The organism is Bacillus sp. MSP13, from assembly GCF_000815295.1.
In the GTDB taxonomy this organism is placed as follows: domain Bacteria; phylum Bacillota; class Bacilli; order Bacillales; family Bacillaceae; genus Bacillus; species Bacillus vallismortis.
On the sequence record NZ_JXAQ01000003.1, the window covers coordinates 149,544 to 161,761 of the forward strand.

A 12,218-nucleotide genomic window follows, 5' to 3' on the forward strand; every position below is an offset into this window, starting at 1 on the left:
TGTGATCATGCTTTTTTTCGTTTATACTCGTCAATTAGCCGTTCGTTTTCTTTGAAGATTCTTGCTGTATGCGGGCTGACTTGATAGCTTGCGACACTGGTGGTTGAACGTTTTTTCAGGATCTTTGACGGTTTTTCCGCTCTGGGCTCGCACCCGTTTTGAAACGCGCGTTCCATTATCCTTCACCTTCCTCCTCAATTGGCAGCACCAAATCATATATGCTCGTTAATGATGTGAAAAGCAAATAATCAAATTCAGTGACAATGCTGTCAGACGTCAGCTTGATGACGTAGCTTTGTGTCTCGATGGTAAAAGGGATGAGAACCACTTTTCCGTATTGGTCGTAATACACATCTTTTCGATCGAGCCGTGTTTGCACGTCCGCGGGATTGTCCATATGCTCAGTTAATCGGTCCTTGTCGGTCTGTGTTGAATAGTGACAGAGGGAGGCCGTTACATTCATTTTATCTGCATAGGTTTTCAGCAGCTTATCAATACCTTCAGCATATGCATCTATACTTCCATAATAAACGTGGATCGGTTCGTTTTTCAATAGGTATTGGTATGTTTTCAGCCGATCGAGATACATGTGGAGCATTTCGTTGTTTTCTTCGAGGATTTCTCTTGTGTCTGTTTCCAGTTCGCTGCCGGCCAGTTTTTTGACGTACGCACTTAAGAAGATGAAAGCGTCAATTAAAGCGAAACTGACGGCGACAATGAGATACCGTTCCCAGTCGTCAAACAGGGAAGAGGGCTTATATGTCCAGTATATCATAGCACCCAAAACAAACAGCAAGTACCATGTTTTCCGGATGGCTGACATTTTTTCTTTGACTTTCACTTCGAAACGCCACGTGGCGTAAACGTACAAGCCTAATCCGGCCATGATGCACCAGACCATGATCTGAAAGAATAAAAGCATACATGAATCCCTCACATCTGAAATAGGTTCTGCTTATTGTATTCGAGAGATCCGGCTGGTTTTCCTGTTTCATCAAAAAAACCGCTCCTTTGACAGAAGCGGTGTACCATTAAAAAATCATATTTAAAATAAAGTAGGCGATGGCACCGAGTGTCGCTGAAATCGGAAGCGTAATGACCCATGTCACGAGCATGCGTTTAGCTGTGCCCCAGTTTACGCCTTTTACGCGGTGTGACGCACCGACGCCAAGGATTGATGAAGAAATGACGTGGGTTGTGCTGACCGGCAAATGAATAAATGTGGCGCCGAATATGATGGCTGCTCCTGTTAAGTCAGCGGAAACACCGTTTACCGGACGGATTTTCATGATCTTTCCGCCTACGGTTTTGATGATTTTCCAGCCGCCGATTGAAGTGCCGAGACCCATGGCTGTCGCACAGGCGAATTGCACCCATGTTGGAATGACATTAGCAGAAGTATGTAAATTCGCTGTGATGAGAGCCATTGTGATAATCCCCATGGCTTTTTGCGCATCGTTTGTTCCGTGCGTATATGATTGCAGGGCAGCTGTTACAATTTGCACTCTGCGGAATTGCTTATTCGTTTTCGACAAATTGCTGTCTTTAAAAATCACCTTAACGATGCTGTAAAGAATAAAACCAAGAATAAAGGCAATAATGGGTGATAGAATGAGTGCTTCAATGATTTTGATGAAGCCCTTATAATTTAACGCAGCAAAACCCGCTGCCGCAATAGCTGCACCGGCAATAGCTCCGATGATGGCATGAGATGAACTGCTTGGAATGCCGTAGTACCACGTGATCAGGTTCCAGGCAATCGCGGCAAGTAGCGCAGCCAAAATGACAACTGAGCCGTTTTCCAGTGTATAAGGGTCCACGATGTCTTTCGTAATGGTTTTGGCAACACCTGTAAATGTCATCGCCCCGATGAAGTTCATCACAGCCGCCATAATAATGGCATGGCGAGGTTTCAGCGCTTTTGTCGATACAGACGTTGCAATGGCGTTCGCCGTATCGTGAAACCCGTTGATAAAATCAAACGCCAGAGCGCAAATGACTATTAGTATCGTTAATATGAATAGAATATCCATTTTTATCCCTCGTTACGCGTTTTTCATAATGATGGTTTCAAGATTATTGGCAACACTTTGGCAAGAGTCAGCAATCTCCTCAAGTGTTTCGTAAATTTCACGATATTGAATCACTTTGATCGGATCTGTTTCGTTTCCGAAAAGATTCTTTAATGATTTTCTGTGCAGGTTGTCACAGCTATGCTCGTACTCTTTAATTTTGATCGCGTGTGGCTGAATGTCCTTTAAGCGGTTTTCTGCCAGCAGCTCAATTGTAATCAAAATTTCTTTCGCGCATTCTCTGATGTATCCGCTGAATTTATCGATATGCTCGTCTGATGAAGTGATTGAGAAAATCTCCATCATGGCAGAAAAATGCTCGATGCCGTCAAGCACATCATCCAGGCTGTTTGTCAGCTGAAGGATATCTTCGCGTTCAATAGGAGTGATGAACGCTTTGTTAAGCTCTTTAATCATGACATGAACATGATTGTCACCTTTTGTTTCATATTCTTTTAACGTATCTGCGAATTCTTTAAGCGTCGTTTGGTTTGTGACCTTAAAGTTCACAAAATATTCGGCAGTTTCGTCTATATTTTTTGCGATTTCTGTTAAAAGGAGTGAGAACTTATCTTTTTTTCTTCTTATCATTAAAAACCCTCCATAGTTTGAATGAGACAATGCACACATCAAATTATTATATAGCCTTTTGTCGAAAAAAAACAGGTAAAGTCGAAAAAAACGTGCCTTGACTTTTTCGGTAAATCATGTCCATATATTGGCCTGCTTCGGCACAAAAAACGAACCATATGAGCAAAATTCTTCTGCTTAACGTAAAAAGTATATCAAAAGTTGTGTTTTTCCTGTCAACATTTCTCTTCTGTTACACCAAAAAACGGCTCCCTAAATGAGGGAACCGTTTTATCAGCTTGCTTTTCGTTTTTTCATCCAGTAATAAACAGGCAGTCCGGCAAGGCCGATCAGAATGGATAATCCGCAGCTCAGTGTATCTGTAATCAGAGTGCTTCCTAATACAAAGAATGAGCCCGCGATTGCCAAAATCGGCATGAATGGGTAAAGCGGGACACTGTAGGCGCGCTTTTCTCCCTTCGTTCGCTTGCGGAGGATAAATACTGCAAAAAAAGCCATGACATAAAAAATGTAGATCATGAAAATAGAGATCTCCGAAAGCTTATCAGGGTTGCTGATCAGCATCATGATCAAAGATACAGCAATCTGGAAGGAAATCGCAATCCATGGCGTGCGGAACGTCGGATGCACATGTGACAGTTTATCGGCAAATGGAAGCTGTTTGCGCTCGGCCATCGCGTAGGACACACGCGGGAAGGAAAGAACCTTTCCGTTTAAGCAGCCGAAGATGCTGACAATAATACCAATACTGATCAGTTTTCCGCCGATGGAACCGAAGAGCATGGTGGCAGCGGTGCTTGTCGCATTTTCGCCTAGTGTGACAATTTCATTCGCTGACAGGATGTGAAGCAATGCGAAATTAATAAAAATATAGATGGCTGTTACGATTAATAATCCGCCTGTCATTGCGCGTGGCAGCAGTTTTTCAGGATTTTTCATTTCTCCGCCGAGAGCGGCCAAAAGAATCCATCCGTCGTAAGCAAACAGTGTAGCCAAAATGGCTGCTCCGAAGTTCATATCAGAAATGCTTTCGTTTACTGCTGTAAAGATGTGCTGATCGCCTTTCCAAAGGCCAAAAATGATGATGCATGCAATCGGGATCAGCTTTCCAATTGTTGTAAGCGTTTGGACGAAGCCGCCGTATTTTGTACCAATAATATTAATGACACATAAAAAGAGAACGGCTAAGATTCCAATTCCTTTAGATAGGCCAGATCCCCAGCCGAAAAGATTCGCCATTAAAGATCCAAAATATAAACCCAGCGCGCCGATAATCGCCGGACCGTAAATGATAATCTGTACCCAGCCGCACAAAAATCCCCAAAACTCTCCGTACACTTCTTCTAGGTACGTATAGAGCCCGCCGGTTTTCGGAATCTGCGTTCCAATTTCCGCGATTGTCAAACCGCCCGCCAGTGTTAAAATGCCGCCTAACAGCCAAGCGAAAAGCGCTGTCTTTGAATCTCCAGAATAAGCGAGAACGGCGCCAGGTTTCATAAACACACCTGAACCGATAATGGTTCCGATAACAAGAGTAAGGGCAAACAAGAGACCTATCTCTTTTTTTAACCCGTTGTCTTCAGTATGCATGTCCTTAACCTCCTATGATGTTGAAGCTTCATGATGAAGAATCTATTTTTCATATTGTAAACCCTATTTTAGAAAAGTGAAATAAAATAAATTTTCTGATTTTCGATATTTGCATTATTGCAGCTGATAAAATGAAAGATATTCCTGATTTAAAATGTTATAAACGAATAAATTACTGTTAATAAGGATATAAAGTTCGTGTTTTCGTGAGGGGTTTATCCCGCATCGAGTGAGGTGTGAATTCTTGTGAAAATAACGAATCTTCGTTGAAGCTGATATGTTGACTTTCCCAAGGGAATAAAATACCTTGTTATTAGAACACTAACTATACAACTATGATATAATATCTCGAAATCGAGATAAAATAACCTGGAGGGATAGCATATGAAAGTCAACGGTATTCATCACGTGTCTGCATTAACGGCCGACGCACAACAAAACTTGGATTTCTATAAAAAAGTATTAGGATTAAAACTCGTCAAAAAATCCGTCAACCAAGATGAACCGACAATGTATCATCTGTTCTACGGAGATGAAGTGGCAAATCCGGGAACTGAGCTGACGTTTTTCGAGATTCCCCGCATTGCGCCGTTTCATGCGGGTACAAACAGTATTTCTTCTATTGGTTTGCGCGTTCCAAGCACAGAAGCCCTGCATTATTGGAAACAACGTTTTGAAGAGCATCAGGTGGCGCATAGCGGCATCGCGAAAAGAGCGGGACGCGACATATTGGCATTTCAAGATCATGAAGGACAGCGCTTGGTGCTGACTGCTGATGAGAAAGGCAAAGGATATGGGCTGCCTGTTCAACAGAGCGGCATTCCGGAAGAGTTTTCATTTCGCGGATTAGGGCCGGTTGAACTGACTGTGCCATACGCTGAACCAACCTTACACGTATTGACAAATATTCTCGGCTTTGCAGAAATCAGCCGTGAATCAGTCGAAGGACAAGGAACCGCCGTTATTTTGGAATCTGGAGAAGGCGGTGCTGCAACAGAAATCCATTTAATAGAAAGAAACGATCTTCCACGCGAGCGCCAAGGAAAAGGGAGTGTCCACCATGTTGCGTTCCGGGTAAGAGATGAAGAAGAACTAGCCGGCTGGCATCGGATCATCAGCCGGGAAGGCTACAGCAACTCAGGCATCGTTGAACGCTACTATTTCAAGGCGCTTTATTTTAGAGAACCGAACGGCATTTTGTTCGAGTTATCAACAGACGGACCGGGCTTTATGGTAGATGAAAACCTTGATGAGCTTGGCCAAACGATCGCTCTTCCGCCATACCTTGAGCATCGAAGAGCTGAAATTGAAGCAAAACTAAAACCGATTCAATAATTTGTAATTCATTTGCCTTCCGGCGTGCCGGAAGGCTTTTTTGTGTGAAAAAGAAAACCCTAGACTAGGCCTAGGGTTCCAGATTGTTGACAAAGATAAGTGTATCGGCATTTGGGGATATTGAGAAGGAAAAGCAGCTTAATGTATTGGATCGACACACAAATGTAAAATACAGATATGGAAACCCGGAAATTTTGATGTGCTGGATATGACGCAGATACAGTAGGAAGAAACAAAAAGATAATAGAAGCAGAAAAATTAAGCTTGCTGATACCATGCTCGATGCCGCGTTTTCTATGTTCATACCAGTTTCTTAGATGTTGAGGCAGATTGTTTCGCTGAGCTGACAGGCCTTTTGTCCAATAAAAAACCTCAGGCCGCTTTGCGGCCTGAGGCGTTATGTCTTACGAAGTTGTTTCTTCCTTTTGATCGAGTTTGATTTTTTTCGTCATTTCTTTGCCATTTCTGAGAATTTTCACTTCCACGGTATCACCGATGTTTGCGTCCTTATATAAGATATTGCGCAGTTCACTGCCTGTAGTGATTTCTTTGCCCTTCAGGCTGATGATAATATCCTCCGCTTTCAATCCAGCCTTTTCAGCAGGAGAGCCTGAGGCGACCTCACGGATGTATACGCCCTTATTCAGCTGGCTGCCGAACAGGCCGAGTGTGCCTTCTTGGTAGTTTTGCGGCACTTGTTCTAAATCAAGCATGCTGACACCGATATAAGGGCGTTCAATTTGCCCCTTAGACAGCAATTCTTCTGCAATCGGTTTTACATCGTTGCTTGGGATCGCAAATCCAATGCCCTCAACATCATCTTCACTGATTTTCATACTGTTAATGCCGACGATTTTGCCGTCTGTATTCAACAATGGACCACCGCTGTTACCTGGGTTAATCGCTGCGTCGGTTTGAATCACGTTAATGCTGGTTTGACCGGCTGATGTGGACATTGAAACCGTTCTGTCCACACCGCTTACAATTCCTTGCGTTACTGTGCGGGACAGATCTTTTCCGAGCGGATCTCCTATCGCAATGACGGTCTCGCCTGTTCTGAGATCGGATGAATCGCCAAAGCTTGCCACTTTTGTTACGTGGTCATCACTGATTTGAAGGACCGCTAAGTCTGTTAACGAGTCACTGCCTACCAGCTTTGCTGTCGCCTCAGTCCCGTCATATAAAGATACCTTCAGTGAAGATGCCCCTTCTACGACGTGGTTATTCGTAATGATATAAGCCTTGCCGTTCTCTTTTTTAAACATGACACCAGATCCTGAACCGCTTTCCGTATCTTCGCTGGAACCGGATGAGCCAGAGCCGAACAAAGAGCTGTTTGACTGGGCCTGAAGATTAGTGATACCGACAATGGCCGGTGAAATCTCTTCCACCATATTTGAGATTTTAGAAGAATCCTCGCTCTTGAATGCAGATGAGCTGCTTGAGTCTGACGAGCCTTTGCCAGATTCAGAGGATGTGCTTTTCGCAGTAACAGATTGCGTTTGCTGCTGGCCTGATGATTGTTTTGCTGTGTCCTGGGCATTATGGTCGCCAAGCGGTGTAAACGTGTAAATGCCAAGAGCGAGACTGCCGCCGATTACGCCGCCAAGCAACGGTCTGAACCATCCGAAGCCTCGTTTTTTCTTCTCCTGATCATGAATGACGTTATGGGCTGAGTAGGAGGTGCCCTGATCGTTCTCTTTCGCTAGAAAGACCTCATTCTCATTTCCTTCCGTTTTGTTTTCGTCACGATAGTTATCCATCATGTTCACTCCATTTCTCTATTTTCATACATTTTTTCAATTTGATTATGATAGGTTTATGACTTGAGTTTATCATAAACAAAAACTGTGGGATAAAAATGAAAAGATTATGGGAAATTGTGAAAAAGGGCGGAAAACGGTACACTTCTTATTGTATATGAAAGGACTGAGTCGATGGAACAGATTGGATTGATTGGATATGGCAGCATGGCCGATATGATCGCCAGGCAGCTGTTGAAGCATGGGCAAATCAAGGAGAATGAACTCTTTATTGAAACAAGAACGAAAGGGGAGCGGCTGAAGGCGCTAATATCAGATTATCCACATGTATCGGCTGATTCGCTTGAGAACTGGGCGGATACATGCCGTTTGATATTGATATGTGTCCCGCCGCTACAAGTTATTGAAACACTGCGCCGTCTGCACCCGTATGTGAACAGGAGCACGCATATCGTATCCATTGCCGCCGGTGTGCCGCTGCGTCTTTTGGAGGCTGAAACGGAAGCAGGTATATCACGTGTCATCCCTGCCATTACGTCCGAAGCAGAAGCGGGCATCTCGCTTGTCGTTCACAGTGAAACACTGACAACTGATCAAAAAGAACGCCTGAATGAACGGTTATCGGTTTTCAGCCGTGTACGAGAAATCAATGAATCGAATATAGACGCCGCCAGCAATTTGACGAGCTCGGCACCAGGGTTCATAGCTGCCATCTTCGAAGAACTGGCGCTGTCTGCAGTAAGAAACAGCAGCCTGTCCAAGGAAGAAGCCTTTGATTTTCTGATTCACTCGCTATATGGAACTGGCAAGCTGCTGATCGAAAAGAAGATGTCTTTCGAGGAAACGCTGGAACGTGTCGCAACGAAAGGCGGAATCACAGGAGAGGGAGCTGAGGTGATCCGGACCTTGGTGCCGGACGTTTTTGATGAGGTGTTTGAAAGAACCTTGAAAAAATATGAGCTGCTAACAGAACAGGCGGAGAAACAGACGTGAATCCTTGAAAGAGGATTCATTTTTTCACTGAAAAGTTGTGATTTGCCCCAGCTATATTGCATTTTTCCTCTTTTTTTAATATAATTTGTTAGAATATTCATAATTTAGTAAAAAGGAGGAGCGTTATGAAACTGTACATGTCAGTAGATATGGAAGGGATTTCGGGTCTTCCGGATGATACCTTTGTAGATTCCGGCAAGCGAAATTACGAACGCGGGCGGCTTATCATGACTGAAGAAGCAAACTACTGTATTGCCGAAGCGTTTAATAGCGGGTGTACCGAGGTGCTGGTCAATGACAGCCATTCGAAGATGAATAATCTGTTGGTCGAAAAGCTTCATCCTGAAGCAGACTTGATTTCCGGTGACGTCAAACCGTTTTCAATGGTAGAAGGGTTGGATGATACGTTCACAGGCGCTTTGTTTCTCGGTTATCATGCGAGAGCTTCGACTCCCGGTGTGATGTCGCACAGCATGATTTTCGGCGTCAGGCATTTTTACATAAACGATCGGCCTGTCGGTGAGCTTGGGTTAAATGCGTATGTTGCCGGTTATTATGATGTTCCGGTAATTATGGTCGCCGGAGATGACCGGGCGGCCAAGGAAGCGGAAGAGCTCATACCGAATGTCACGACAGCCGCTGTCAAACAAACCATTTCAAGATCCGCAGTGAAGTGCATGTCCCCCGCGAAAGCCGGCCGGCTTTTGACAGAAAAAACCGCATTTGCCTTGCAAAACAAAGACAAAGTCAAACCGCTCACACCGCCTGACAGACCGATCTTAGGCATTGAATTCGCCAATTACGGCCAGGCAGAATGGGCCAACCTGATGCCGGGAACTGAAATCAACCCGGGTACCACAACTGTTCAATTTCAGGCGAAGGACATGCTTGAAGCCTATCAGGCGATGCTTGTCATGACTGAGCTTGCGATGCGGACATCATTCAGCTGAAGGGGGTGTTTTAGGCATTGGCTCGATACATGATGAAGCGTTTTGGGGCAATGGCAGCTACGATTTTGGTGATCACCACCCTGACTTTTGTTCTCATGAAGGTCATTCCCGGATCTCCTTTTAACGAGGAGAGAGGCACAAATCAAGCCGTTCAAAAAAATCTCGAAGCCTACTATCACTTAGACGATCCTCTCATTTTCCAATACATCATCTACCTAAAATCCATCATTACATTCGATTTCGGACCTTCCATTAAAAAACCGTCAGACAGCGTAAACGACATGCTGGAACGCGGATTTCCCGTTTCCTTTGAGCTTGGAATGACAGCGATTGTCATTGCTGTGATTTCAGGGCTCGTGCTGGGTGTAATCGCTGCGCTCCGCCGCAATGGCTTTTTGGACTACGCCGCGATGAGTCTGGCTGTACTTGGCATCTCCATTCCGAATTTTATTCTGGCAACATTGCTCATTCAGCAATTTGCTGTCAATCTCAAACTATTTCCCGCTGCCACATGGACGAGTCCGATTCATATGGTGCTTCCGACTGCGGCGCTTGCTGTAGGGCCAATGGCGATCATTGCCAGGCTGACACGGTCAAGCATGGTCGAAGTCCTGACACAGGACTATATCCGCACAGCAAAAGCAAAAGGGCTTTCTCCGTTCAAAATTGTCATAAAACACGCACTCAGAAATGCACTTATGCCCGTCATTACCGTCCTGGGCACACTCGTCGCCAGCATTTTAACAGGAAGCTTTGTCATTGAAAAAATCTTTGCCATTCCGGGAATGGGAAAATATTTTGTTGAAAGCATTAATCAGCGGGACTATCCCGTGATTATGGGAACGACCGTTTTTTACAGCGTCATTCTGATCATCATGCTGTTTTTGGTTGACTTGGCTTACGGTTTCTTGGACCCGCGTATGAAACTGCATAAGAAAGGGTGAGGCGTGTGAATCTCCCTGTACAAACAGATGAACGCCAGTCAGAGCAAGATTTTCAGGTGCCGGATGAGTGGTTTGTCTCGAATCAGGAAAAAAATCGAGAAGCCGATTCGGTTAAGCGGCCGAGTTTGTCATACACGCAGGATGCCTGGAGGAGGCTGAAGAAAAATAAATTAGCGATGGCGGGGCTCTTGATTCTTTTAATTCTTTTTGTCATGGCAGTGATCGGGCCTTTTTTATCGCCCCACAGTGTCGCGCGCCAATCGCTGACTGAGCAAAATCTTCCGCCCTCAGCCGAGCATTGGTTCGGCACCGATGAGCTCGGCCGGGATGTGTTTACCCGCACATGGTACGGAGCGAGGATTTCGTTATTTGTCGGCGTGATGGCAGCGCTGATTGATTTTGTGATCGGTGTCATTTATGGAGGTGTTGCCGGCTATAAAGGCGGCAGGACTGACAGCATCATGATGCGGATTATCGAAGTGCTGTATGGCTTGCCGTATCTGCTTGTTGTCATTTTGCTGATGGTGCTAATGGGGCCGGGACTCGGCACTATCATTGTGGCGCTGACTGTGACCGGGTGGGTCGGCATGGCGAGAATTGTAAGAGGACAGGTGCTTCAGATGAAACATTATGAATATGTACTCGCCTCGAAAACCTTTGGTGCGAAAACCTTTCGCATCATCCGGAAGAATCTGCTTCCGAATACAATGGGAGCGATTATCGTACAAATGACATTAACCGTACCTGCCGCTATATTCGCAGAATCCTTTTTAAGCTTTCTCGGCCTCGGCATACAGGCCCCATTTGCCAGCTGGGGTGTGATGGCGAATGACGGCCTGCCTACAATTTTATCCGGGCATTGGTGGCGCCTGTTTTTTCCGGCCTTTTTCATTTCCTTGACAATGTATGCGTTTAATGTGCTCGGGGACGGATTGCAGGATGCGCTCGACCCTAAGCTGAGGAGGTAGCTGTATGGAAAAAGTTCTGTCAGTCAAACATCTGCACGTTTCTTTTACGACTTACGGCGGGACGGTTCAGGCGGTCAGAGGGGTCAGCTTTGATTTGTATCAAGGTGAAACCTTTGCAATCGTCGGCGAATCCGGCTGCGGCAAAAGCGTTACCTCCCAAAGCATCATGGGCCTGCTTCCGTCCTACTCGGCGAAGGTGACGGACGGCAGCATTCTATTTAAGGGCAAAGACCTTTGCCGTCTCTCTGACAAAGACATGAGAAGCATAAGAGGAGCCGACATTTCTATGATTTTTCAAGACCCGATGACGGCGTTAAACCCGACGCTGACGATCGGAGACCAGCTGGGGGAAGCACTTCTGCGCCATAAAAACAGGAGCAAAAAAGAGGCGAGGGAAGAAGTGCTTTCCATGCTGTCATTGGTCGGCATTCCCGATCCCGAAGAGCGTCTCAAACAGTATCCACACCAATTCAGCGGCGGCATGAGACAGCGGATCGTCATTGCGATGGCGCTCATGTGCGAGCCTGACATATTAATCGCAGACGAACCGACCACCGCACTTGACGTGACCATTCAGGCACAGATTTTGGAGCTGTTTAAAGAGATTCAGAGAAAAACGAATGTGTCTGTCATTCTGATTACACACGATTTAGGGGTCGTTGCCCAAGTTGCCGACAGAGTCGCAGTGATGTATGCCGGCAAAATAGCGGAGATCGGCACGAGAAAAGATATTTTTTATCAGCCTCAGCACCCTTATACGAAAGGGCTGCTGAACTCTGTCCCGCGGTTGGATACGGAGGGCGCGGAGCTGATTCCAATTGACGGAACGCCGCCGGATTTATTTTCACCTCCGCCAGGCTGCCCGTTTGCCGCCCGCTGTCCGAACAGGATGATCGTGTGTGACAGGGTATACCCGGGCCAGACGATCAGGTCTGACACGCACACCGTCAACTGCTGGCTGCAGGATCAACGGGCTGAGCATGCGGTGCTGTACGGCGACGCGAAGGATTGA

At 45.7% G+C, this 12,218-nt stretch carries 12 protein-coding genes; 6 read left to right on the plus strand and 6 right to left on the minus strand.

The window, feature by feature from the left end; translation table 11 throughout:
• Positions 1 to 5: 5 nt before the first annotated feature.
• The 5 genes from spoIISB to steT form a co-directional block, all read right to left on the minus strand.
• Positions 6 to 176 carry a three component toxin-antitoxin-antitoxin system antitoxin SpoIISB gene (gene spoIISB, locus SC79_RS02150; RefSeq protein WP_039073681.1) on the minus strand — a complete coding sequence of 57 codons (171 nt, stop codon included), beginning with the start codon at positions 174 to 176 and terminating at the stop codon, positions 6 to 8.
• Positions 176 to 922, minus strand: coding sequence for a toxin-antitoxin-antitoxin system toxin SpoIISA (spoIISA, locus tag SC79_RS02155; protein ID WP_039073682.1), 747 nt, complete (start codon positions 920 to 922; stop codon positions 176 to 178). Before spoIISA ends, spoIISB begins: the two co-directional genes overlap by 1 nt.
• A 109-nt stretch (positions 923 to 1,031) precedes the next feature.
• Positions 1,032 to 2,033, minus strand: a complete 1,002-nt coding sequence (locus SC79_RS02160) for an inorganic phosphate transporter (RefSeq protein WP_039073683.1) — start codon at positions 2,031 to 2,033, stop codon at positions 1,032 to 1,034.
• A gap of 12 nt (positions 2,034 to 2,045) precedes the next feature.
• Complete coding sequence (locus SC79_RS02165; protein ID WP_003218470.1) at positions 2,046 to 2,663, minus strand: DUF47 domain-containing protein; 618 nt, start codon at positions 2,661 to 2,663, stop codon at positions 2,046 to 2,048.
• 273 nt (positions 2,664 to 2,936) lie between these two features.
• Complete coding sequence (gene steT / locus SC79_RS02170; RefSeq protein ID WP_010330437.1) at positions 2,937 to 4,253, minus strand: serine/threonine exchanger; 1,317 nt, start codon at positions 4,251 to 4,253, stop codon at positions 2,937 to 2,939.
• 384 nt (positions 4,254 to 4,637) lie between these two features.
• Between steT and SC79_RS02175 the strand changes: the two genes are divergently transcribed.
• Positions 4,638 to 5,588, plus strand: coding sequence for a ring-cleaving dioxygenase (locus SC79_RS02175; RefSeq protein ID WP_039073684.1), 951 nt, complete (start codon positions 4,638 to 4,640; stop codon positions 5,586 to 5,588).
• Between the two features lie 404 nt (positions 5,589 to 5,992).
• Here the strand turns inward: SC79_RS02175 and htrA are convergent, their stop codons facing one another.
• A complete protein-coding gene (htrA, locus tag SC79_RS02180; RefSeq protein WP_039073685.1) occupies positions 5,993 to 7,351 on the minus strand; it encodes a serine protease HtrA in 1,359 nt (452 codons plus the stop codon).
• 174 nt (positions 7,352 to 7,525) lie between these two features.
• Here htrA and proG point away from each other — a divergent pair, with 174 nt between their 5' ends.
• The 5 genes from proG to SC79_RS02205 all read left to right on the plus strand — a co-directional run bounded on the left by proG (position 7,526) and on the right by SC79_RS02205 (position 12,218).
• Positions 7,526 to 8,344: a pyrroline-5-carboxylate reductase ProG gene (proG, locus tag SC79_RS02185; RefSeq protein ID WP_039073686.1), complete on the plus strand. Its 819-nt coding sequence runs from the start codon at positions 7,526 to 7,528 to the stop codon at positions 8,342 to 8,344.
• 125 nt (positions 8,345 to 8,469) lie between these two features.
• Positions 8,470 to 9,294, plus strand: a complete 825-nt coding sequence (dppA, locus tag SC79_RS02190) for a D-aminopeptidase DppA (protein ID WP_039073687.1) — start codon at positions 8,470 to 8,472, stop codon at positions 9,292 to 9,294.
• Positions 9,295 to 9,311: 17 nt separating this feature from the next.
• Entirely contained in the window at positions 9,312 to 10,238 is a 927-nt protein-coding gene (gene dppB, locus SC79_RS02195) for a dipeptide ABC transporter permease DppB (RefSeq protein ID WP_039073688.1), read from the plus strand.
• 5 nt (positions 10,239 to 10,243) lie between these two features.
• Positions 10,244 to 11,206, plus strand: coding sequence for a dipeptide ABC transporter permease DppC (dppC, locus tag SC79_RS02200; protein ID WP_039073689.1), 963 nt, complete (start codon positions 10,244 to 10,246; stop codon positions 11,204 to 11,206).
• Between the two features lie 4 nt (positions 11,207 to 11,210).
• Positions 11,211 to 12,218, plus strand: coding sequence for an ABC transporter ATP-binding protein (locus SC79_RS02205; RefSeq protein ID WP_039073690.1), 1,008 nt, complete (start codon positions 11,211 to 11,213; stop codon positions 12,216 to 12,218).